The sequence below is a fragment of the Tautonia sociabilis genome (genome assembly GCF_003977685.1).
GTDB classification, from domain to species: domain Bacteria; phylum Planctomycetota; class Planctomycetia; order Isosphaerales; family Isosphaeraceae; genus Tautonia; species Tautonia sociabilis.
Genome location: NZ_RYZH01000022.1, coordinates 32458 through 56758 on the forward strand (window position 1 = coordinate 32458; position 24301 = coordinate 56758).

Sequence of the window (24301 nt, forward strand, 5' to 3'; positions counted from 1 at the left end):
GACCCCGATCGACCGGAGAGTGGTGCCCCGAGCCGTTGATCGGGACCATCACGGGGCGGTCCCCCTTGTCACTGGCCTTCTCGGCTGGAAAGATCGGGACGGCTCGTCTCCGTCCCGGGGTCGAATCTCGGGGAGATCGGACGAGGGGAACGGGACGATCCCGCCCGGCGTCCAAGTCGAGCCGAGCGGAGCGGAGGGGACGCCTCGATGTCAGAGCAGCAGGAGCACACCCGGGGACCGGTCGACCGCCAGGTCGAGGCCCTGAAGATGCTGGCCCGTCTGGTGGCGGAGCGTACTGAGGCCGAGGCCCGGATCGAGCTCGATCGCTCCCAACGCGTCGAGGCCGCCGACCGCGCCTACCAGCAGGAGACGAAGGCCAACGAGGCAACCTACAAGGCCGATCGCAGTTCCCTCGAACGACGGGCCCGGGAGGAGCCCGAGGCCGCTCGGACCGCCTTCGAGGCCGCCCGGCAACGAGCCGAGGCCGCCCTCCGAGTCGCCCGGGCCGACGCCGAGCGTCGGCTCCGGGACGACGTGGAGGAGATCAAGAAGGCTCAGGCCGATCAGCGCTGGGAGATCGGAACCATCTGCGAGGCTGGGCTCAACGACTCCCGGAGCCGTCTGGAAAAGGCCCAGGCGACACTCTCTCAGGTCGATTCCCGGCTCCGGGCGATCCGGCAGGAAATCGAGGAGTATCTCCGCACCCATCGGCTCGGCAAGGCCGACGACGTCCGAGGCGACCTCTCAAGTGGGTCCGGTTCCCCGGACCAGCCGCCCTCGGCTGAGTCGGCCTCTCGGGCGCTCGACGAGGCGGAGGAACGGTTGGACGACCTGCGCCGGCTCTCGCTCCCGAGGCTCTTCCGAGGGGCTCGCCCGGTGGCGATCGTGGTCCTGCCGGCCGCTCTGGGAGCGGTCGCCGGGGGAATACTCCGGGGGTGGACGGTCGCGGCGCCGGTCGGTGGCGTCGTCGGAGCGACTCTCGGCCTGATCGCCGCGATCTGGCTTCTCGCGACGGCCCGGGTGCAGGTGAGGCGGGCGCTCGACCCGCTTCAGGAGGCGATCGCCTCGGCCGCCTCGCAGGCCGGACATGCGAGGCAGCACGAGGTGTCCTTCCAGCGACGCCGAGAGGAGGAACTTCTCCGCAAGCGCGACCGCGAGCAGGCCGCCGTCGACGATCGTGCCCGTGCCGCCCTCGCCGACGCCCGCGGTCGCCACGATGCCGCCGTCGCCGCCGCCGTTGAAGCCCATCTCACGGCGATCTCGGAGGCGGAACGCCGGAGGGATGAGATCCTGAGAAGCATCGCCGAGGAGGTCGAGCGGCGGACTCCGGAGATCCGGTCCCGGTTTGAGGCGGAGCGCGATCGGCTCTCGGCCGAGCATACCCGGGTGATCACCGACGCCGACTCTCGTGCCGCGGCCGATTTCGCCGAGCTGGCCAAGCGATGGCGATCAGGCCTGACCTCGGTGGGGGAGGCGATCGCTCAGGTCGCCACCGAGATGGGGCATCGCTTCCCCTCGTTCGAGGCCGCGGCCCGGGACGGCACCCCCATGCCGTCCGAGGTCCCCCCCGCCCTTCGGTTCGGCCGGCTCCGGATTGATCTGGACATGTTCCCCCGGGGACGGCCGGCTGATCCCGCTCTGATGGAGGGATTGCCCGACCGTTTCGAGGCCCCGGCGATCGTCCGGTGCCCCGAAGGCTGCTCGATGCTGTTCAAGGCCGACGCCGAAGGGAGAGCCGCCGCGCTGTCGGCGATGCAGGCCGTCATGCTCCGGATCCTCACCGGCTTCCCGCCCGGGAAGGCGCGGTTCACGATGATCGACCCCGTCGGCCTCGGCCAGACGTTCGCCGCCTTCATGCATCTCGCCGACGTCGACGAGCAACTCGTCTCCAGCCGGGTCTGGACCGAGACGCAGCACATCGAGCAGCGCCTCCAGGATCTGACCGAGCACATGGAGAATGTGATCCAGAAATACCTGCGCAACGAGTACCGGTCGATCACCGAGTATAACGCCAAGGCCGGCGAGGTCGCCGAGCCGTTTCGCTTCCTCATCGTCGCCGATTTCCCCGTCCGCTTCAACGAGGCCGCCGCCCGACGTCTGCTGAGCATCGCCCAGAGCGGGCCCCGGTGCGGGGTCCACGTGATCGTCTCGGTCGACACCCGCCAGGAACTGCCGCAGGGGATCGACCTGAAGGACCTGGAGCGCCACTGCGCCGTCTTCCGATGGCGAGAGGGCCGATTCCGATGGGACGACCCCGACCAGGGCGGCTTCCCGATGCAGCTCGACGAGCCGCCCCCGCCTGACCTGTTCTCCCAGGTCGTCCGAGCGATCGGCAGAAAGGCCGAGGGGGCCAGCCGGGTCGAGGTTCCCTTCGATTTTCTCGCCCCGAAGCCGGACGCCTACTGGAGGTCCGACAGTGCCAGCGGAGTCGCCATCCCCCTCGGCCGGGCCGGCGCGACCAAGGTCCAGCAGCTTCGCCTCGGTGCCGGTACGGCGCAGCATGTGCTGATCGCCGGCAAGACGGGGTCGGGCAAGTCGACGTTGCTGCACGCGTTGATTACCAGCGCCGCCCTCTCCTATGCCCCCGACCAGCTCGAGCTCTACCTGATCGACTTCAAGAAGGGGGTCGAGTTCAAGGCGTATGCGACCCACCGCCTCCCGCACGCCCGGGTGATCGCCGTCGAGAGCGAGCGCGAGTTCGGCCTCTCGGTGCTCCAGCGGCTCGACGAGGAGCTGAAGGTCCGGGGCGACCTGTTCCGGGAGGTCGGCGCCCAGGATCTCGCCTCCTTCCGATCCTCCCGCCCCGACCGGCCGATGCCTCGGATCCTGCTCATCGTCGATGAGTTCCAGGAGTTCTTCGTCGAGGATGACAAGCTCGCGCAGGAGGCCGCTTTGCTGCTCGATCGCCTTGTCCGCCAGGGAAGGGCCTTCGGCATCCACGTCCACCTCGGCTCGCAGACGCTCGCCGGCGCCTACACGCTGGCCCGGGCGACGATTGGCCAGATGGCCGTCCGGATTGCCTTGCAGTGCAGCGAGGCCGACGCCAGCCTGATCCTCTCCGACGACAACACCGCCGCCCGCCTCCTCTCCCGCCCCGGCGAGGCGATCTACAACGACGCCAACGGCCGCCTCGAGGGGAACAGCATCTTCCAGGTCGTCTGGCTCCCCGACGACCGCCGCGAGGAGTATCTCCGTCGCATTGCCGACCTGGCAATCGAGCGCGGCATCAAGTCCCGGCCTCCCATCATCTTCGAGGGGAATGTCGCCCCCGATGTCGCTCAGAACGAACCCCTCGCCGACCTTCTCTCGGCCGACTCCTATCCCGACCCGCTGCCGAAGGCGTCGTCCGCCTGGCTCGGCGAGCCGGTGGCGATCAAGGCGCCGACGGCGATGCTCTTCCGGAGGCAGGCCGGCTCGCACCTGCTCATCGTCGGTCAGAACGAAGAGGCGGCCCGAGGCCTGATGGCGACCTCGATCCTCAGCCTCGCCGCCCATCGGCCCGACGCCCGCATCCTCCTCCTCGACGGCACCCCGGCCGACGACCCAAGCTCGGGCTACCTGGCCGAGATCCTCAACGCCCTTCCCCACGACGCGAAGGCGATCACCTGGGGACAAGTCGAGTCCATCGTGGCCGAGGTCGCCGCCGAGGTGGATCGCCGACGAGACGAGGGGATCACCGACGCTCCCCCTCTCTACCTGATGATCCACGACCTCCAGCGCTTCCGGCAGCTTCGGAAGGCCGAGGACGACTTCTCCTTCTCGACCCCCGCTCCCGACGAGCCCGCGAAGCCTTCCGAGCTGCTCGGCACGATCTTGAGGGACGGACCAATCCACGGAGTCCATCTGATCGTCTGGGGAGACACGCTGAACAACCTGAATCGGACATTCGACCGCTCCTCGCTCCGAGAGCTGGAGCACCGTGTCCTCTTCCAGATGTCCTCCGGTGACTCCTCCACCCTGATCGACTCTCCGCTGGCCAACCGACTCGGCATGCGGCGCGCTCTGTTGGTGAGTGAGGAAGCCGGGTTGATGGAGAAGTTCCGGCCCTACGGTCCCCCCCCGATCGACTGGGTCCACCAGGTCGCTGGTCGGCTCAAGAGGCGCTCCCGGCCCCGGAGCGATCCGTCGGCATAAGTCGAGTTTCTGAAGAGCGCGATGCGGACGCCTCGCATGATCCGGAGGAGATCGCTTCCTCTTCCCGGCGTCGGGCGCTGGTGGCATTGGCCCTGATCGTGCCCGCTCAGGGGCTCGGGGTGGGTGCGATGCGCTTCGCCTTCCCCCGGCCCGATGAGCAAGGCGCCGGGCGCACTCAGCCGGCTCTGGATGTTCGGCTTCCCGATCCTCTGGACCCTTCGCGTGGAGCGCCGCTCGGCCCTCGTCGGGCTAACCCGGTCCGGGATGATGGAGGGGATCGGCTCCGGTCTGCTGATGCTTGCCGTCATCCGCGGGACCTCCGCGCTGGTCCGCGACCGCATCGACCTACTCGCTCTCCGGGACCGGGCCCATGCGCTCGGTTTCGACCGCCCGGTTCCCTTCGCATTGATCTTCTCTTCTATCATCCTCGATCCTCGTCAATTCGCTTCTGTTGGCTCCCGGGGCCTCCGGGACGCGAGGGAACACCGGCACGCTCGACTGTGGAGGCGAGCGGTCGCTCGGATCGGCCGGATCGTCCCAGTCCTCCCATTCCCGACCATTACGACCGGAGCGGTTTCCGCCCGGGCTTGACGAGGAGCATCGTTCAAGAGGGGGATCGACACGGGTCGATAGCAATGAGAGGGCCTACCGGTGCGGGTCGTCGATCACCCTCGGAAGGCTCGGGAAGCGGTGCCGGGCGAGGGCCGTCTTGAGGCGCTTGCACACCGGCCCCGATCGACTGCCGAAGCGCCGGGGGGGACCCGTGAGCGATCCGGAACTGTTACGCACCGTGGCCGACGCCGTCCGGGCCTGCAACGAATCCATCGACGATGCCACACCCATCGAGATTCAGTCTCGACTGGTGGAGGATCTCGGCCTCGATTCACTCGACCTGGTGGCAGTGCTGATGCGGCTCCAGGACGAGCACGGCATCGAGCTCGACCTGGACGTCGTGCCCGAGTTCCGTGTCGTCTCGGACCTGATGGACGAGCTCCGCCGCCGGCTCCGCTCGCGACCCGCGGCGTGATTGGCTGGTTGTGGGGTCCGCTTGGATCGAGGAGGGAGGCCATCCCCCGGACGGCTGAGGCCCAGCCTCCCCGAAGGAACCGGCCCAGGGACGGGACATGAGTCAGAAGGACCATCGCCGGGGGTCGCCCCGGGTCGCCCATCGTCGGTACACCGATCGCCTCGTCCCCGTCGATCCGGCCGAATGGCTGGACGTCTATCGGGCCATGGCCGCCGCGAGGCGCGTCGACCTCGCCGAGGCCGACCTGATCGCCCGAGGGCTGGCGTTCTTCTCTTGCCCCTGCTCGGGCCACGAGGCGATGGCCGTCCTGGCTCGATTGCTGACGCCGGACGACTGGCTCCACCTCCACTACCGCGACAAGGCCCTGGTGCTTGCTCGGGGCCTTCCTGTGGCCTCGCTCCTGCACAACATCGTCGCCAGTGCCGAGTCTCCGTCGGCCGGACGACAAATGACCCCCTTCCTGGGCGATCCCGCCCTGAAGCTGCTCTGTCAGAATGTGCCGGTGGGGAATCACGCCCCGCAGGCCGTCGGGGTGGCTGAGGCGGTCGTCCGCCGGCCTGGCCGGCCGATTGTCCTCTGCTCGATGGGGGACGGCGCCTCGCAGGAGGGGGAGGCGCTCGAAGCGGTCGCCGAGGCCGTCCGACAATCGCTGCCGGTCCTCTTCGTGATCGAAGACAACGGGCTCTCGATCTCAACCCGCACGACCGGCCGAACGTTCTACTCGTTGCCGGAGGTGTATCCGACGCCGGATCTCGTCTTCGGGCTGCCGATCCATCGCCTCGATGGCCGGGATCCGGTCGCCTTGCATGCCGGATTGGCGCCGATCGTGGAGATGATGCGGGAGGATCGCCTCCCCGCGCTCGTCGTCGTTTCGATGGACCGGCTGACGAGCCATACCAACGCCGACGACGACCGTGTCTATCGCCCCGCCGAGGAGGTCGATCGGGCCCGTCGTCTCGGCGATCCGCTTCACAACCTGAGACAGCATCTGATCTCCTCGGGCTTGTCTCCCGAGGAGTTGGACCGGATCGAGCACGAGGTCGACGACGAGGTGCGGCTCGCCGTCGATGCCGCCCTGCGGGCCCCCGATCCCTCCCCGGTTTTCGAGGCGAAGGCTCCCCTGCCCCCCCTCCTGGTCCAGGCTCCGGCCGAGCCCGACGAACCGGAGAACGGTCGCCGGTGGACGATGCTGGAGGCGATCCGAGAGGTCCTCCGCCATCGCCTGGAGACGGATCCGCGCGTGACTCTCTGCGGGCAGGACATCGAAGACCCCAAGGGGGACGTTTTCGGCGTGACCCGGGGGCTGAGCAGCGCCTTCCCCGGCCGGGTGCGGAACGCGCCGCTGGCCGAGGCGACGATCGTTGGTGGGGCGATCGGCCGGGCGATGCTCGGCGAGCGTCCCGTGGCGTTCCTCCAGTTCGCCGACTTCTTGCCGGTGGCCTTCAATCAGATTCACTCCGAGCTGGGCAGCCTCTGGTGGCGGAGCGCCGGGACATTCTCCTGCCCGGTGATTCTGCTGGTCGCCTGCGGCGGATACCGGCCGGGGCTGGGTCCGTTCCACGCGCAGACGATGGAGTCGATCGCGGCCCATGTCCCGGGGGTGGACGTGTTCATGCCGTCCACCGCCGGTGATGCCGCCGGGTTGCTGAACGCGGCGTTCGAGTCGGGACGGCCGACGATCTTCTTTTACCCGAAGATCGCGCTGAACGACCGCGACCGGGCCACCTCGGCCGATGTGACCGCCCGTCTTCTGCCTGTCGGCCGGGCTCGGTTCGCCCGCAGGGGAGACGATCTGACCCTTGTTTCCTGGGGGGCGACCGTCGCGATCTCGGAGAAGGCTGCCGACGCGATCTCGGAGCAAACCGGCCTGCGCAGCGACGTGATCGACCTCCGATCCCTCTCCCCCTGGGACCGGGATGCCGTCCGGGAGTCCTGCCGGCGCACCGGGCGATTGCTCGTGGTCCACGAGGATAATCTGACCTGTGGCCTTGGCGCCGAGGTCGTCGCCGACGTCGCCGAGGCGGTCGGTTCGGACGTGCGCTGCCGTCGGGTGGCCCGGCCCGACACGTACATCCCCTGCAATTTCTCGGCGCAACTGGAAATCCTTCCCTCGTTCCGCCGGACCCTCGCCGTCGCGGCCGAGCTGCTCGGGCTCGACCTCTCCTGGGAGCCCGAATCGGCGTCGGGAGGCGGACCGGGTACGATCGTTGAGGCTCGGGGGACGAGCCCGGCCGACGAGGCCGTGAGAGTGCTCTCCTGGAAAATCCGCCCCGGCGACCTGGTCCGGGCCGGGGAGCCGGTGGCTGAACTGGTCGCCGACAAGGCGGTCTTCGAGTTCGCCTCGCCGGTCGACGGTCGCGTCTCGAGGCTCTGCGCCGAGGAGGGGCAGGAGGTCCGGGTCCGTTCCCCGTTGTTCGAGCTGGATCGGCCGGAGGATCAGCTCGGCCCGAGGCGTCCCCCGACTCGAGAGGAGCACGGCCGACCGCTCCTCCGCCGCCGCGTTCCCGGCGTGCTGGCCGCCGGGACGTCGGGGAGGTCGGCCCCGATCACGCTGGCCGTCCCCGGAGTCGCCGTTGGTTCGGCGGTCGTGACCAATGCCGACCTCACCCCTCGCTTCCCCGGGAGGACGGAGGACGACATCCTCAAGCGGACGGGGATCGCCTCCCGGCGTCGGGTCGGGCCCGGGGAGTCGGCCCTGACGCTTGCGGTGTCGGCGGCGCGGTCGGCGCTCGACGAGGCCGGGCTGTCCGCCTCGGATCTCGACCTGCTGATTTGCTGCACGGGGACGCCCGGCCTGGTGACCCCGTCCCTCGCCTGCCGAATTCTGCACCTACTCGGGGATCGGGAGGGTTCGAGCCCAGAGGTGCCGGCCTTCGACCTGTCGGCGGCCTGCTCGGGCTACCTCTACGGCCTGGCGGCGTCGTATGACTTCGCTCAATCGAAGCCAGATGCCCGCCTCCTGCTCATCACCGCCGAGGCTCTCTCGCCGCTCGCGGATCCGGACGACTTCGACACCGCCATTCTCTTCGGTGACGCCGCGACGGCCACGCTGATCGCAGGCCCGCTCGCCGACCTCGGCAGCGCCTCTTGTCTCGGCCGGCTGCGGAGACCGGTCCTCTCCGCCCGAGGAGAGCCAGGGGAGGTGCTCCGGGTGCCGGCGGAGGGGAGCGGCTCTCTCGCCATGGACGGCCGGCGCGTGTATGCCGAGGCGGTGCGCCGCATGATCGCGCTGCTGGAGACGGCTTGCGGAGCGGAGGGTTTCGCTCCTTCGGACCTTGATCTGATCGTTCCTCACCAAGCGAACGCCCGGATCATCAACGACGTCCGGATGCGTTTGAAGCTTCCTCCCGATCGCGCCTTCCTCCACCTCGGAGAGGTGGGCAACACGTCCTCGTCGAGCATTCCGCTCGCCCTTGCCGCTCTGGCCGGGAAGGGACCGATGCCGAGACGGGTCGGCCTGACGGCGTTCGGCGGCGGATTCACGTTCGGGGCCGCGGTCCTTCGATCGGGGTGATCGCGGCCGGGGTCAGGCCTGAACGAGGTCCCAGTAGAAGTCCATCGTCCACCGGGCGACGCTCTTCCAGCTGAAGAAGTGCTCCACGCGCTCCCGGCTTCGAGCCCCCATCTCCCGAAGGAGCCCGGGATCCCCAATCAGGCGGTCGATGGCCTGGGCCAGGTCCGCGGCGAACCGATCAGGGTCCTTCGGCTCGTGGGGGTGGGGATCACCCTCTCCCCGGGGCTCGAAGGGAACGAGCAAGCCGGTTCGCTCGGGGATCACAACCTCCTTGATCCCTCCCACGCTCGAAGCGACCACTGGCGTTCCGCAGGCCATTGCCTCCAGGTTGATGATCCCGAATGGCTCGTAGACCGACGGGCAGACGAAGACCGCCGCCTGCGAGTACAGAGCGATGATCTCCGGCTTCGGCAGGACCTTGGGGATCCAGAGGATCGGCGTCTTCGCCTCGGATCGGGCTTTCTCGACGTGCTCGGCCATCTCTCGACCGATCTCCTCAGTGTCCGGCGCTCCGGCGCAGAGGACCACCTGGCAGTCGGTGCGGAGGTGCTTGATCGCGTCGACGAGGTGGATGATCCCCTTCTGCCGGGTGATCCGGCCGACGAAGAGGACGAAAGGGCGGGAGCGGTCGATCCCGTAACGGTCGAGCACCGCCGGCTCAATCGTCGGCCGATACTGGTCCAGATCGATCCCGTTGTGGATGACCCGGATCTTCTCGAAGGGAACCTTATACAGTTCGTGGACGTCCGCCTTCATTGACTCGGAGACGGCGACGACGCCGTCAGCGTTCTGATAGGCGGTGCGTTCGATCCAGGTGCTGGCGTCGTAAGCGGTGCCAAGCTGCTCGCGCTTCCAGGGGCGGTGGGGCTCCAACGAATGGGTCGTCAGCACGAGCTTCGCCCCAGCCAGTTGCTTGACCAGACACCCGGCCAGGTGGGTGTACCACGTGTGGCAGTGGACGATGTCGACGTCCTCGAGCATTCCCGCCATGATCAGGTTCCGGAGCAGCGTCTCCTTGAACTTCTTATGGCGAGGATCCTGGTAGGGGAGCGGGAAGTCCGGCTCGATCCCTCGGACGGTGAGGTTCCCCTTCTGAAGATCCTGGTCGCCGAAGCAGAGCACTTGGACGGTATGGAGGCCGGGTTCCACCTCGGTCAGGGCCCGGGTGAGGTATTCGACATGGACCCCGGCCCCTCCGTAGATGTGTGGCGGGTACTCGTTGGTCAGGATGGCGATTCGCATGGGACTCCCCTCGACTCCGCACGGCTGTCTCGCCGCGATCCCCCGACGATACGGCTTCGCCTCGCCGGACGCCATGATCCGATACGGGCCGTCGGCGAGGATCAGGGGGCCGATTCCCCCGCTCCGTCGGGCAGCGGGACCTGGCCGGGGGATTGCAAGTAGCGGATGAGGTCGGCGACCTCGTCGATTGAGAGTCTGTCGAGCATCCCCTCGGGCATCAGCGAGACGTCGGATACGCGCTGGTCCTCGATCTCGTCCCGGGGAATGATCATCCGGTCGGATGGGGTCTGGATCGTCACCGTCCGATCCGTTTGCTCGACGGCCAGGCCGTTGACGATCCGGCCGTCGGCGAGGGCGAAGACGCGCATCCGATAGTCAGCCGCGAGCGTGGCATTCGGATCGACGAGGTTCTCCAGCAGGTAGCCCAGGTCTCCGCGCTGGGCCCCGGTCAGCTCGGGGCCGACCTTGCTCCCCTCGCCGAAGAGGACGTGGCACTGGGCACAGGTCTGGGAGAACAGGAGTCGGCCCCGGGTCGGGTCGGCCGAGCCGAGGCGATCGGGGGTCAATTCGGCGCGCAAGGCCGCGATCCGGGCGCTCGCCGACTCGGAGATCGGCCGGTACTCCGGCCAGATCGTCGCGACCCGCTGCTCGATCTCCTCGTCACCGAGCGTCCGGAGCTGGCGGACCAGGAACGCCGAGATCGTTGAACGATCAATCCTGCCAGCCTCCACGGCATCCAGCAACGCCCGGGCGGAGGTCGCCCGGGAGGCCAGGGCAACCAGCGCCTCTCGGTTCGCCTCGGCCGGGAGGCGGCCGAGAAGCTCGAGCAATAGGGCCGAGGTCGCCGGGTCGTCAACCGTCGCCAGCCCCCGGACCGCATCGCTGGCCAGGTCTCGCTCGGAAAGGAGGCCCGAGAGCAGCTCGGCCAGGCCGTCGGCCCGGCTGCGGACGAGGGTCGCGATCGCGTCTCGGCGGGCCGACAGGGTTTCCTCCGGATTGGTTGCGATCCGACGCAGCTCATCCAGGCCCCGGCCGTGGCCGAAGACGATGGAAAGCTCCCGGACGAGGCCTCGTATTTCCTCGTCGTCGATCGAGGAGAGGGAGTCCGTCACCTCGTCCCAGGCCGGAGGCGGGTCGGCCCGTCGCAGCCCTCGGAGGGCGTCGGCCATCCCGGAGAGCACGTCGCGCCGGAACGCCAGATCCTCGCGGCGGATGAGGAACCGGGAGAGGAGCCTCATCCCCGGATCGGAACCTTCCGCCGTGAGCCGACGGGCGATGAACCGAGGAAGTGCCCCGAATCGCCCTGAGGAGGCCAGTTCGGCGGCACGATCGGGAGCCGTCGGAACGCTGTCCTTGATCCCGTACCAGAGCATGATCGGCAGGACCGGGTCATCGGCGAACTCCGAATGCGAGGCGATCGCCCTGGCGATCGGCCAGCGCCGATCGGTCGGCATCCGCTGCAAGGCCGAAGCGAGGAAGGTCAGGACGAGGCCGGATTGCTCCCGCTCGGCCAGTCGCCCGAAGGCCGAGATCGCCTTCTCGGACGGCTGGCCCCGGTCGACCAGTAGGCGGATGGCCCAGGTCCGGATCTGCTCGTCCGGATCGTCCAGCAGCGCGATCAGGCCGTCCTCGGTCGTCCCACCGATGCCATGGAGCGTCCACAAGGCTCGGAGCCTGAGCACCTCGTCGCCTTCCCCCGAACTCAGCTCGCGCAGGAGATCGAGGATCGGAGAGAGGTCGGCCCCTGCCGAAGCCCGCTGCTGGAGCAGATGACGGGCCTGTCGGGCGTACCAGACGTTGGGATGGCGGAGCAGTGCAACCAGGGCAGCGTCGTCCAGCGAGGAGAGATCGGAGGCGGCGGGTTCGCTCGGATCGCCGTGCGTGATCTTGTAGATCCGCCCGGAGGAGCGGTGGACGCCATCGTTCTCGTGGCATTCGCCCACATCGGACCAGTCGGCCACGAAGACGCCGCCGTCGGGGCCGGACACCAGCTCGATGCCCCGGAACCAGGGGTCGGACCAGAGGATCGGGTCCGGCAGGTGCCGGGCGGTGTAGGTCGCCCCGGCGCGTTCGGGCCGGTCTCGGTTGACCCGACGGCCGTGGAAGTTCAGGGCGAAGATGTCGCCGCGATACTCCTCGGGCCAGTCGTCTCCCTGGTAGATCAGCAATCCAGAGTGGGCGTGGCCGCCGCCGGCGCGGTCAGTGCCGTCGGAGACGCCGGATCGGCTGGCGGCGGTCCAGGACTCCCGAGTGTCCCAGTGGACGTGGTCAGCGGTCTGGCCCAGCAGGACGTAGAGGTGAGGGTCGAAGTGCTCGCCGTACATCCGCTCGAACGAGGCGCCGGGGATCACGTGCCAGAGGTGGGGGATGACCGTGTTGATCAGGAAGAGCTGGCCATGCTCGTCCCAGTCCATGCCCCAGGGATTGGTGGTCCCCCGGGCCACGACCTCGAAGGTCTTCCGGGTCGGGTGATACCGCCAGACGCCGCAGTTCAGGAGGACCCGGTCCTCGTCAGGGGTGCCGGGGGCTCCCACACGGGAGTTCGCCTGAATGCCGTGTCGGCCGTAGAGCCAGCCGTCGGGTCCCCAGCGGAGGCCGTTGACGAGGTTGTGCCGAATCGAATCCGCGTTCCAGCCGTCGAGCAGGACAACGGGAGGGCCGTCGGGCCGGTCGTCGCCGTCCCGGTCGGGGATGAACAGCAAGTAGGGAGCGCACAGGGCCCAGACGCCCCCGAACCCAACCTCGACACTGGTCAGGCGGATCCCCTCGTCCCAGAAGACCGTGCGGCGATCAAACCGGCCGTCGCCATCCTCATCGTCGAGGATGAGGATCCGGTCTCGCAGGTCCGTGTCGAAATTGACGGCCTGCTCGGCATAGGTGTAGTTCTCGGCGACCCAGAGTCTTCCCCTTGGGTCGGTCGCCAGGGCGATCGGCTGGCGGACGTCAGGCTCCGAGGCGAACAGGGTGGCCCGGAAGCCGTCGGGGAGCTGGAGCCCGTCGATCGCCTCCGAGGTTGGTGTCAGGCCGTTGCCCGGATCCTGCGAATCGTATGGCTCGGGGAAGCGCTGTGCGCTCGCGATCGATCCCAGGGGAAGCAGCGAAAGGGCGAGCAGGATCCGAGCGGGTCGGGACATGACAAACCATGCCTCCTCGCCGGGGTGGAGGCGTGGAGCGATCGCCCGACGATCGAGCCGGGTCGGGATCGCGGGCCTCGCACGATCGGCCGGGGACGTTGGGACCCCGCGGCGAGTCGCGGGACCGTTCCGGTGTACCCGAACCGGAACGGCCTCATCAACCCCCGGCCGGGGGGCGGCAGGCCACGACGGCTACTCCAGGCGGGAGGCAACCTCTCCAGAATCGGCGAGCCGCCCCGGAACGGCGTCCTGGATCCGAGGATTCAGCAGATCGGTCAGGTGGGGCCGCAGGGCCTTGGCCTCGGCGAGAGTCAGGTCCGGGGCGCTGAGGCGCTCCAGGAGGGCCCGAAGTGCCTCAATCCGATCAAACGTCTCACCAGGGCTGCCCATCGCCATGCGACCTTACGATCGTCCTCACGATTTCCAAGTCCGCGCGGTTGTCTTGATCGCGACCCTCGCGATCACTCGACGACGTCTCCTAACCAGTCGAAAACCCGATGCCAAATCTGCTCGCCGGGTTCGCCTTTTCCCGCAATTCCCCGCCCTAACGCCCGTTCTCTTGATCAGAGTTTAGGTTATGGCGGAGAACTTTTTCCGGTTCATTCGGAGGAGATTTCAAGAATCTCCCTCGACTCGTTCCCCCGGGCGTGCCACGGAGTGCCAATGCCTACAATTGTGGCAAGGAGGTGACGAACCGAAAGGCATCCGTCTCGTCCGTGGGTGGCTGGCCCTCAGGACCAGTCGTCCCACCCTCTGGTCTTCGACGCAATCGGCGTCCCTCCCAGGAAGTACGCCTTGACATCCTCCCGGTTCATCACCAGGATGACGACCCCCGCATAGATCAAACGAACCCAGGCTCCCCCGTCGATGCCCGCGGTGAAGGCAAGGTCGAGCAGGTCGATCACCACGGTGATCCACGCCCAGGCCAGGTGCAGGGATCGGCCCCGGGGATCGCCGCTCCAGGTGATCCACCCGGCCATGAAAAGCAGGATACCCATGGCCGATTGGATGAGCAAGACCAAGATCACCAGCACCGCCGCAATCGAGCCGACCGCTCCCGCCACCGGGCCCAGCAGCCAGCCGGCGACCCCCGCCACCGTGGCGATCGCACCGATGACGACGACCCAGACCACATTGAGGAGCGACAGGATCAGGCTGAAGAACGTGATCGCGTTGAGGATCCCCGGACGCCTGACGTAATGCCGGTTTGACATGATCGGTCCTCCGACTCCTTCCGACGGCGAAGCTCAGGAACCCTCCTGGGTGTCCCCTCGTTCGGCCGCCAGCGCAGCGGGTATGCCCGTCGAGACGTCGGGGAAGGCGAGCGAGAGTCCGAGTTCCCGCTTCGCCTTCCGGTTCGAGACGCGCTTGCTCGCCCTTCCCCGGACCGGCCCAGTGTCGGTCGGCTCGGTGAACGTGGGGGCCGGGGCGCCAAGGGCCTCGGCAAGCCGGGCATAGAACTCTCCCCGGGTCACCGGCCGATCGTCGCTGACGAGGTAAAGCGGTCCCGGTTTCTGGGCCCGAAGCGCCAGCAAGGCGGCCGAGGCGGCGTCGTCGATGTGAATCACGTTGAGGTACGAGCCGGGGTCGGCAGGGATCGGCTCGCCGGCCGAGATCGCGTCGCGACGCATCAGACGGCCAGGGCCGTAGAGGCCCGAGTAGCGGAGGATGGTGACCGGGAAGGCGTACTCCCTGGAGAACTCCCGGATCGCTTCCTCCGCCGCGAGGCTGGCGAGGCCCGACTCGGTCTCGGGAGAGGCCGGCGTCTCCTCGTCGATCCAATCCCCGCCTTGGTTTCCGTAAACGCCGATCGAACCCGAGTAGACCAGCCGACGGGCCCGGGTCGCCAGTTTCCCCAGCGCGTGCCGCAGTCCGTCGACCGCGACAATCCCCATCGGCACCCCGGCCTTGCGGTCGAAGCCAACGCAGTACAAGGCCCGGTCGACCGAAGGCAGGGCCGAGAGCGATTCCCGGTCGAGCACGTCGGCGATGATCGGCTCGATCCCCTCGGCGGCCAGGGCCTCGGCCCGTTGCCGGGATCGAGTGGTGGCGAAGACCCGCTGCCCTTCGGCGCGCAAGAGACGGGCGACCCGGATGCCGAGGTACCCGCACCCGACGATCAGCGTGCTCACGGCTCCTCCTCGTCCTCGAAGGACGGGCTTGGGTCGTCGAGCGGCATCGGGGGGGCCTCCTCGTCGGGACACCCGGCGTCCAGATACGCCTGGAGCAAGATTCGCGCCGCGATCATGTCCCGGATCGCCTTGCGGCGGCTGGCCTTCAGCCCGCCCTCCCGGAGCAGCTCCTCGGCCTCGACGGTGGAGTAGCGTTCGTCAACGAAGCGGACGGGCATGCCGAGTTGATCGGAGAGCCAGCGCCCCCACGTCCTCGCCGACTCGGCCGACCTCCCCTCGGCGCCGTGGCCGAGCAGCGGTAAGCCGATGACGATGAGATCGACCCGGTATTCCTCGACCAGCGATCGGAAGTACGCGGCGTCGAGCCGATCGGATCGCCGTTCGTAGACCTCCACCGGCGAGGCGAGCCGCCGATCCGGGTCGCTCACCGCGACGCCGACGCGACGAATCCCGAAATCGAGGCCGAGGATGCGCTTCATCCCTCGATTTTAAAGCGGGGGGAGACTCCCGGGAACCGCTCACCCTGCGCGGGGAAGGGGCGGATCTCGTACAATGGAACCCGATGCAAGTCGACCGGCAAGGCGGCCAGTTCGAGGGGAAAGACGATGTTCGAGCTCGGTTCGGACGACGAGGGCCAGCCCGGAGCAGACGAAACCTCGGCGACGCGATCGGTCCTGGTCTGGGACGAATCGGTCGGTCCCCAGCCCCTGGGATTCGGACCCGATGCCGAGCCGATCGTGCTCGACTGGTCCGGCCGGGGGGAGCCCGAGTTGCTCGTCACCACTCGAGTCGGCCGAGCCGGGCGGAGGTCCCGGCTCTATCGACCGAGGTCCTCCCCGGGAGTCTGGCCGGCGGTCTTCGACCCGGGCATCGACCTGCCGGCGCTCGATGGACTCCGGCTGCCTTGCCCGCTCCCCAACGGCCGTCCCAGCCGCTTCGACCTGATCTCCCTGGCGACTTCCGGCCTGGTGTTCCTGTCCAATCTCGGGGGAGCGCACGACCCGAGCTTCGGCCCTCGCGTCTCGCTCGATCTCCCTGCCGATCTCGGCCTCGGGCCCATCCGGATTGCCCAGATGCTTCCCATCGACTGGGACGGCGACGGCCGGGTCGACCTGGTGATCGGCCTCGACGACCTGGAAGGCTACTGGCCGGATCCCAAGGTGCCGCCGGCACAGCAGGTCGGCTGGGACGTGGACGGTGGCCACCCCAGTCTCGACCGCCGAGGCCGCTGGCGAGGGCGAGAGCCGATCGGCCGGCTCTTCTGGCTCCGAAACGTCGGCGAGCCCGGCTCCCCGCGGTTTGAGGGGCCCGAGCCCATCGACTCCGATGGTTCGCTCGCCTTCGCCGCGCGACCGGCCGTTGTGCGTCTCCCCTGGGGATCCTCTCGGGCGCCCGAGGTGGTCGCGAGCGATGCGACCGGGGCCGTGCGGTTCTACCGCAACTTCGGCGGCCAGCTTCCCCCCGTCCTCATGGAACCCAGGCCGCTCCGCGATCTGGGAGACGGCCGGCCGATCGTCCTGCCGGAGGACCGCACCATCGTCTCGGCGGCCGACATCGACCGAGACCACCGCGACGAGCTGATCTTCGGCACGTCCGACGGCAGGGTCTTCGCGGTCGTTGCCGGCAAGGGGAAGGATACAGGGCGGGTCGTCGGCCCGGTGCTCCAGGAAGGGACGATGCTCCGGCTGGGAGGCGGGGCGGTGGTGACGGCCGGCGACCTGGACGGTGACGGCGGCCTCGATCTCGTCGTCGGCGACCTCTCAGGGCGCCTCCACTGGCTGTTCGACCTGGGGGGTCCCGGGGACCATCGCTACGGCCCCCCGGAGGCGATCGAATCCGGGGGCGATCCCTTCCGGATCGGGCCGAGGGCTGACGGCCTCTGGCTCGGTCCGGTCGAGCCGCCGCTCAGTGTCGCCGCTCCCTTGCTCGTCGACTGGAAAAACAACGGAAGGCCGGATCTGATCGTCACCGGGAACGGCGGAGCGACCCTGTTCCTGCGCAACAACGGCCATGCGACCCAGCCCCGCTTCGACTTCGCCGAGCCTCTGCGGTGCGAGCGGAAGCCGGTGCACCTGCCTCCCCGCGTCCGGCCGGCGGCAGCCGACTGGGAAGGCTCGGGGGCGATCGACCTCATCGCCCCGGATTCCTTCGGGATTCTCTGCCTTTGGAGGAGGGTCGACACGCTCGAGGTCGCCCCTCCCGAGCCGCTGATCGACCGCCTCGGCCGGCCGATCCGGGTCGATGGCCCCTTCGGGCTTGTGGGGAATTGCTGCCTCTGGGCGGGCCCCTGGACCGGCTCGGGGAGGCCCGATCTGCTGCTCGGGCTACCGATCACTTCCCGATTCGTCGTGCCGGCGATGACGGGGGAGCCGCTTGTCGACCTGGACGACGTCCCCAACGTGATCTTGCTGGAGAACCAGGGGGAGAACGTCGTCATCCCCCGCCCGATCCGACTCGCCGACGGCGGGCCGCTGATCGTGAGAGACGACTCGGTCAGTCCTTCGGGCGTCGACTGGACCGGCCGAGGTTCGCTCGATCTGCTGATCGGCTCCGGCTCGGGCATGGTCGAACTGTTCCCGAGGTCGTCCCTCCTCTGGTAATCCAAGGCCCGCTCGCCACTCCCATCGGGACCGATCGACACGGAGGTTCCGCCCCTCATGCCCCTCCCACCCGACGACGATCGCGAGATCGCCGATGCGTCGTTCCTGTTCGATGACGAGAACGTTCCAGCGAAGCCTGACCGCTCCAGGCCACCCGGTCGATCGGCCTCGAAGCCGTCCGACTCGGGGGAACCCGAGGGCGGCTACGAGCTCGCCGACTCCGAATCCGGGAGCGAGCCGATCGCCGTCCCCTCCCGGCCGGTCCCCCCCCTGCCCTCCTCGATCGAGAGGCCGGAATCCAGGCCGGCCGAGCGCCGGTCGATCGCGCCGAGCCCCGTGGATCAGCCCTGGAACCGCCTCTCGGAATGGGGCCCGACGCTCTCCCGGATCGGCATGGTCTTGCTCACGACGGCGGCGTTGCTGTACCTCGGGCTTGCCCCCGGAGGCGGGATGGGGGCGGTCGCGGTCTCGGCGATCGGCCTGGCGATCGCGGTTATCCTCAGCTACCCGATCGCGATCACACTGGAGCGTCCGGTGCGCATGACCCCGGAGCATGCCCTGCGAGACTACTTCGGGGCGCTCGCCCACCATCTCCCGCATCACCGGAGGATGTGGCTCCTGCTCAGCTCCTCGGGGAAGGTGTCTCGGGACTTCCAGTCCTATGGCGAGTTCCGCTCCTACTGGACGCGCACCCTCTCCCGGCTCAAGCGGGAGAAGGCGGGAAGGGCGACGCCCGTGAGCGTCCGCATCGAGGTCGTCAAATCGGAGAAAAGCGCCGGCCTGGAGGCGATCGAGGTGTCGTACCGGCTGCTCATCTTCCTGAGGGGTCGGGAGTCCGACGGCCCGATCTACTCGAGCCAGACCGAGACCACACTCTCCCGGGGCCCCGATCGGATGTGGTACCTCGACGACGGCCGCCTTCCTCCTCCCTGAGCGGGGGACCGGCTCCTTCCCCGTCAGATCGACATGCCCGCCCGCCACCACCGCCAACGGAAGGCGAGGTAGGTGAGCACGTTCAGGACGACAACGATCACAGGGGTCATCGCGAGATACGCCACCCAGATCGGCACCGAGAGGGTCTTCGACCCGATCGAAAGGTCCAGGGCGGTCGAGCCGAGGAAGCTCGGCGTGTATGGCTGGCCGTCGTCCGACGAGGGGATGGGGATGCTCATGGCCGCCGCGAAGGGGCTGGTGATCGTCAGCGACGCGAGCCGCTCCTCAGACAGCGCGGTGTAGCCCTGGAGGTACCAGACCAGCCCCACCGGGCCGATGAACAGGGCGAGCAGGGCCAGGTAGGTCACCACCATCGCCACCGCCGTCCTTCGGCTGAGGGCCGAGCAGAGCAGGCCCACGGTGGTTGTCGTCACACAGGTCGCCGCGATCAGGGAGAGGAAGATCAGCAGCGTCCACCAGCGGTCGCGCAGCTCGGGGATCAGGATGTAGGCCAGCAGGAGTTGCTCCGTGAGCAGGAAGGTCAGCACCGTCGATACCCGGGCCGAGGCCAGGAGCTTGGCGATGACGATCGTCCCCGGCTTGAGCAGGGTCGTCAGCAGCAGGCCGAGCGTCTTCCGCTCGCGCTCCTGGGTAATGCTGCCGCTGGAGAAGACCGGGCCAACGAGCAGGTTGAACATGAGCACATAACCGACATAGTACCCCGTGAGCTCCGGCCGGAGGAACAGCAGGTAGGCCATCAGCGGGATCGAGAGGAACATGCTCACCTGGATCACCAGGCGGAGCATCAGGGTCCCCTGGCTGAAGATCTCCGAGCGCAGCTCCTTGTCGAGCACGGGGTTGGTGCCGTCGGGCATCAGGTCGGTGCGCTTGGCCGGCGCGAAGAGCATGTCAGGGAACAGCTCACGGTCGATGACCACCCCAACGGCGTACTTCATCTCCTCCTCTTCGTCGATCACCTCTTTCCCCTCGCTGCCCACGTCCGGAGGGAAGAGCAAGCGGCGATTGATGAGCAGACCGACGATCACCCAGATCGCGATGCACCAGGGAGGCAGCACGGCGATCGACACGAAATCGCGAAGGACCACGTCGTCGGTCTGCGTCACCGTGACCGTGATCAGCGCCAGCGGCAGGATCACCAGGTAGCTGACCACCAACGCCGAGCTGGTCCGGCCGAAGAAGCTGGAGCACGCCACGCTGATCAGGCCGAACGTCCCGGCCGCCAGGATCAGCACCAGGTACGCCCGGGCGATCTCGGAGAGTAGGATCCCCCCCAGCAGGAAACAGAGGATCATCAGCGGAAGGCTGGAGATGATCAGCAGCACCAGGTAGGTCGACGAGCTGAGCAGCTTGCCCACCAGGATGGTCGACGGCTCCAGCGGACTGGCCAGCAGCAGCTCATACGTCTTCCGCTCCTTCTCGCCGGTGATGCTGCCGGCGGCGAAGGTGGGGGCAACCAGTGCGACGAGGAAAAACTGGCCTAGGAAGAACAGGTTGAAGAGCCGCTGCGACACCCCCGGGCTGACCTGATTGGTGGCCTCCTCGCCCGCTGGCCAGGCGAAGTAGACGACCACGCCGAGAAACACGACGTAGGCCAGCTGGAGCAGAAACGACCGCGACGAGCGGAGGTTGACCAGCAGCTCTCGGATCAGGACGGGGTTCTCTCGAAGGATCATGGGTCCGGTCCCCGAGTCCGGGGCTGCGAAGGGGCGAGGACGAGCGGATCGGGAGGCGGATGGCCGGATGACGAGGGTGCTGCCGAGAGGGCCGGGGGCGAGAAGAGCTCGGAAGGCGGCCGATCGTCTCTCCGCCGAGCGGAGGAGGACGCCCGACCGAGCGAGCCGAGCCGTCACCGGAAGCGTTCCGGAGCATCGCCGACCGATGACTCCCCGACCGTGATCGGCCCTGATGCCTCCGCCGTCCCTCCCCGCACCGCTCGGTCGTCCGTCGTCCCGCTCGGGTTCCTCGATCAGTTCACGATACCCTTGGTCACTGTCATGAACACCTCATCGAGCGTCATCTCCACCTCGGCGAACGACTGAACGGAGACGCCGGAGCCAATGAGGTGCTGGAGCAGCCGGGCCATCTCGGTGTCGCCGCCGTCCACCTCGGCGGTGAGGGTGTGGTCGTAGCCGGTGATGTCGCGGACCTTGTCGTCAGCCCGGAGGATGGCCTCGGCGTGAGCGAGGTCGGAGTCGAGGATGCGGATCTGAAGCCGGCGGTGGGCACGGAGTTGACGCTGGATCTCCTGCACGCTGCCGGCGGCCAGCAGCTTCCCCCGCTCGATAATGCCGATCGAGGTGACGAAGTCGGCCAGCTCGGGGAGGATGTGGCTGGAAACGAGAATCGTCTTCCCCATCGACCGCAGTTCGGTCAGCAGCGCCTTCATCTCGGCCCGTGCCCTCGGGTCGAGCCCCGAGGCGGGCTCGTCGAGGATCAGGACCGGGGGATCGTGCACGAGGGTCTTGGCCAGGCAGAGGCGCTGCTTCATCCCCTTCGAGAGGCCGTTGACGTAGTCGTCGCGCTTGTGGGTCAGGTCCAGCAGCTCGAGCACCTCGGCGATGATCTTCTTGCGGGATGAGCGGGGAATCTTGTAGGCGACGGCGAAGAAGTCGAGGAATTCCCAGACCTTCATGCCGTCATACACGCCGAAGTCGTCGGGCATGAAGCCGATGACCTTGCGAACGGCCATCGGATCCTCGACGACGGAATGCCCGGCGATGTATCCCTCGCCGGAGCTGGGGCGGAGCAGCGTGGCAAGGAATCGGATCGTCGTGCTCTTGCCGGCGCCATTGGGGCCGATGAAACCGAAGATCTCCCCCTCTCCGATGGAGAAGCTCAGGTCGTCGACCGCCACGAAGTCGCCGTAGCGCTTCGTGAAGTTCCGCACCTCGATCATGGCCGCTCGGCCTCCGGAGGGGTTACCTCGCCTGTCTCAGCTGATCGACGGGCTTGGGCTCGTAGGACGTGTAGGAGCGGGAGTGCGGGGACGGTGGCGGCCCGTAGCGGAGGTGGGCGACCACGAGCGTGACGCCTCGGTGGCGGTCGACCCCGGGCCGTAGTTCCTGGCCGGGCATCGGGCCATCGGACCAGGCAACCAGCCGGAGCTCTCCGGCGTCTTCCGGCCGTCCCCAGTTGTAGGAGGCCAGCGGCCCGAGGAACCCCGACAGATCAGCCCAGTGAGGCCCTTCCCCGGCCTCCTCGGCCGGATCGGGCCCGGTGTACTCCGAAAATGAGGCCTCGGGCCCGGGCAGCGTCACGACGCCGCCGGCGGGGATCGCCCCGATCGTCGAGAAGCGATTCCGCCCGCCCGGCTCGACCCCGACGTCGACCAGCACGGCATCCCGCAACTCCAGGCCTGAGCCGTTGACGATCTCCCTCGGACCCTCGGCCGTACCCTGGAGGGTGATCCCTCCGGGCAAGTCGACCAGTTGCTCGGACCGGAACATCGCCAGGCTCCTCGGCTCGACGCGGAAGTCGAGCAATTGGGGCCCGGGGGTCGCCTGCCAGGAGGACTGGGTCGTCTGCTCCCCCCGGATCGTCAGCCTGGCGTTCATGGGCAGGGCAAGGGCCGTCGGGTCGCCCGGGAAGCCGATCGAGAAGTCCTCCCGGCCGGTCGAGTAGAGGACCGAGAATCGGCTAAGATGCGCCCTCGGGTACTCGGCCTGAAGTTCCAGGAGGTCAATCTCGTCGCAGGCCCGATCGTAGCCGGTGTCGATCGCCGCCGCCCGCTCGACCGCGCCGGCGAATCCCAGGGCCAGCAGCGGCACCACCACCCAGGCCAGCTCCCGACGGCGGAGGACAAACCGGCAGACAAACCAATTCAGCGGCACCAGGGCCACGATGTAGGCCACCATCACCCGCAACACGAACGGCGCCCCGGGCACCTCGATGCCCGAGGCCTTCAACAGCGTGTCCCTCGCCAGGGCCGGCAGCCGGGCCGAGTCGAGCCACGAGGCGACCGGCGCCCCAGGCAGCTCATCGAGCGGGTCGACCGAGGAAGTCATTCCGTAGGGAGCCATCACCACTCGATTCCCTTCCGAGGGGGGCTGGGCCGGGTCGAGGTCCCGGGCCAGCAACCGGTACCAGCTCAGCTCCGGGCCGCCGAGCATCGACGTATCCGTCGCATTCGTCGGATCCCAACGGTCCTCGGGGCGTCGGAGGACGACGCGACGGACGAACGTGTCGTTGCCCCGCCAGCGCTGAAAGGCCGCCTCCTTGGGGTCGAAGGTCAGCATCAAGATCCGGCCCCGCCCGACCCGGCGTTCCAGGCCGAATCGCCGGCCCCGGGCGTCCGTGATCCACGAGACGTCCCCGGCGATCGGCGAGAGCCCGGTCAGCACGAGTGGGCGGTCGGGCGGCAGGTCGATCGGCACCGGGTCCCCGTATCGGGTGGGCTCTTGAGTCGGCAGGAATCCGGAGTAGTCGATCACCCGGTTCGACTCCAGCACGTCTTGCCAGACCGGGGGAGGGTAGTCGGCCGAGAGGTCGAGCAGATCCTCCTCGGTGAGCGTGATCGTCTCTCCCGAGAGCTCTCCCGGCAGGTAGGGGGCGAGGAAGCTCTCCACGTCGGCCAGCGCCGGGATCGAGGAGTTAGGCCCTCCGGTGATGATCAGCTGCCCCCCCCAGTGCAGCCAGTCGACGATCGCCCGCTGCTGGCCGACATTCAGGCTGTTCGGATCGTAGTTGTCCCAGATCAGGTGGCTGATGGTGGTCCAGGTCAGCGGATGGGCCGACAGGTTGACCTCGTCCGGGTCCTGGGGGATCACCAGCCGGTAGTAGCTGCGCCGCTCGATGAGTTGCTGGTCCTCGGGGTCCGTCGTCGCGGGGATGACCGCCTGGTAGCGCTTCCAGGGGTCGAAGGCCATCGGGTCCTTTCCCAGGATGACCACAAGCATCTGATGGGTCTGCAGGGGAAGCAGCGGGGCCTCGGTCGCGTCATCCGGCCGAAGGGCGCCGGGCCGGACCAGGGAGATCTCCAGCGACTTGTAGGACTCGGGGAGGAAGGCGGTCCAGCTCAGCCGCATCGGTTCCCCCTCCGGGAGCCGGACGTCGCGCCGGAAGTCGACCGCCCGGGGCATGTCCCGCAGGGGGACGGGGGCGGTTCGGAGCTGGCCCCTGTAGTCGAAGTTGTTCGCTTGGAGCTCCTGGGTCAGCGCGACCCAGTGGTTCGGCTTGACGTAAGTGAGGACGTCGAAGGGAGCGACCTGGGTCCGATAGAACTCGAAGGGGGGCTTGAGCGTATCCTTCTCCCGATCGGCCTGAGCGTCGGGGTCGGTCAGTTCTCGGAATCGGCGCGCGGCCTCGCTCTCGACTTGCGTCTCGTCCTCCTCCAGCCCCAGTCCCTGAGCCCGGGAGGCGGCCGGGATCGAGAACACGGCGATCCCCACGACCATCGCCAACAGCGTCCGCCCCGGCCTTCCGGTCGTCAGGATCACGATCGGCCTCCCTCGCTCGATCCGGGCCCGGATCTCCGTCCCGTCCTCGCCGAGCCCGACTCGATTCCCAATCTACTGCGGCGATCGGGCCTCCGGAAGGGCCTGCGTGCCCCGTTCCGAAGGAATTGG

At 68.3% G+C, this 24301-nt stretch carries 14 protein-coding genes; 5 read left to right on the plus strand and 9 right to left on the minus strand.

Translation table 11 applies throughout. From position 1 onward, the window contains the following. Positions 1-207 precede the first annotated feature (207 nt). The 3 genes from TsocGM_RS12595 (at position 208) to TsocGM_RS12605 (ending at position 8675) form a co-directional block, all read left to right on the plus strand. Entirely contained in the window at positions 208-4134 is a 3927-nt protein-coding gene (locus TsocGM_RS12595; protein ID WP_126725726.1) for an FtsK/SpoIIIE domain-containing protein, read from the plus strand. 763 nt (positions 4135-4897) lie between these two features. Next, a complete protein-coding gene (locus TsocGM_RS26010) occupies positions 4898-5161 on the plus strand; it encodes an acyl carrier protein (RefSeq protein ID WP_158633523.1) in 264 nt (87 codons plus the stop codon). Between the two features lie 97 nt (positions 5162-5258). Beyond that, positions 5259-8675: a thiamine pyrophosphate-dependent enzyme gene (locus TsocGM_RS12605; protein ID WP_126725728.1), complete on the plus strand. Its 3417-nt coding sequence runs from the start codon at positions 5259-5261 to the stop codon at positions 8673-8675. A gap of 12 nt (positions 8676-8687) precedes the next feature. On the opposite strand, the gene glgA is transcribed toward TsocGM_RS12605, so the two are convergent. The 6 genes from glgA to ruvX form a co-directional block, all read right to left on the minus strand. Beyond that, positions 8688-9917, minus strand: coding sequence for a glycogen synthase (gene glgA / locus TsocGM_RS12610; RefSeq protein WP_126725729.1), 1230 nt, complete (start codon positions 9915-9917; stop codon positions 8688-8690). A 101-nt stretch (positions 9918-10018) separates the two neighbouring features. Beyond that, the gene (locus tag TsocGM_RS12615; protein WP_126725730.1) at positions 10019-13051 is read right to left on the minus strand and encodes a PVC-type heme-binding CxxCH protein; all 3033 of its coding nucleotides are present in this window, start codon (positions 13049-13051) and stop codon (positions 10019-10021) included. A 192-nt stretch (positions 13052-13243) separates the two neighbouring features. Further along, positions 13244-13447, minus strand: coding sequence for a hypothetical protein (locus tag TsocGM_RS12620; protein ID WP_126725731.1), 204 nt, complete (start codon positions 13445-13447; stop codon positions 13244-13246). A 335-nt stretch (positions 13448-13782) separates the two neighbouring features. Then, on the minus strand, positions 13783-14265 hold the full coding sequence (locus TsocGM_RS12625) for a hypothetical protein (RefSeq protein WP_126725732.1): 483 nt from the start codon (positions 14263-14265) through the stop codon (positions 13783-13785). A gap of 33 nt (positions 14266-14298) precedes the next feature. Next, complete coding sequence (locus tag TsocGM_RS12630) at positions 14299-15183, minus strand: SDR family oxidoreductase (RefSeq protein ID WP_158633524.1); 885 nt, start codon at positions 15181-15183, stop codon at positions 14299-14301. Continuing rightward, complete coding sequence (gene ruvX, locus TsocGM_RS12635; protein ID WP_126725734.1) at positions 15180-15662, minus strand: Holliday junction resolvase RuvX; 483 nt, start codon at positions 15660-15662, stop codon at positions 15180-15182. The genes TsocGM_RS12630 and ruvX overlap by 4 nt, the downstream gene beginning before the upstream one ends. Before the next feature lie 126 nt (positions 15663-15788). Here ruvX and TsocGM_RS12640 point away from each other — a divergent pair, with 126 nt between their 5' ends. Together TsocGM_RS12640 and TsocGM_RS12645 are read left to right on the plus strand one after the other, a co-directional pair. Then, complete coding sequence (locus TsocGM_RS12640) at positions 15789-17783, plus strand: hypothetical protein (protein ID WP_126725735.1); 1995 nt, start codon at positions 15789-15791, stop codon at positions 17781-17783. A gap of 57 nt (positions 17784-17840) precedes the next feature. Next, positions 17841-18716 (plus strand): hypothetical protein, encoded by an 876-nt coding sequence (locus TsocGM_RS12645; RefSeq protein WP_126725736.1) that lies wholly within the window; start codon positions 17841-17843, stop codon positions 18714-18716. Between the two features lie 23 nt (positions 18717-18739). Here the strand turns inward: TsocGM_RS12645 and TsocGM_RS12650 are convergent, their stop codons facing one another. From TsocGM_RS12650 to TsocGM_RS12660, 3 genes are all read right to left on the minus strand, one after another. Then, positions 18740-20410: an ABC transporter permease subunit gene (locus TsocGM_RS12650; RefSeq protein ID WP_126725737.1), complete on the minus strand. Its 1671-nt coding sequence runs from the start codon at positions 20408-20410 to the stop codon at positions 18740-18742. Positions 20411-20703: 293 nt separating this feature from the next. Continuing rightward, the gene (locus TsocGM_RS12655) at positions 20704-21633 is read right to left on the minus strand and encodes an ABC transporter ATP-binding protein (protein WP_126725738.1); all 930 of its coding nucleotides are present in this window, start codon (positions 21631-21633) and stop codon (positions 20704-20706) included. A gap of 22 nt (positions 21634-21655) precedes the next feature. Then, complete coding sequence (locus tag TsocGM_RS12660) at positions 21656-24172, minus strand: hypothetical protein (RefSeq protein WP_126725739.1); 2517 nt, start codon at positions 24170-24172, stop codon at positions 21656-21658. Between the last annotated feature and the right edge of the window lie 129 nt (positions 24173-24301).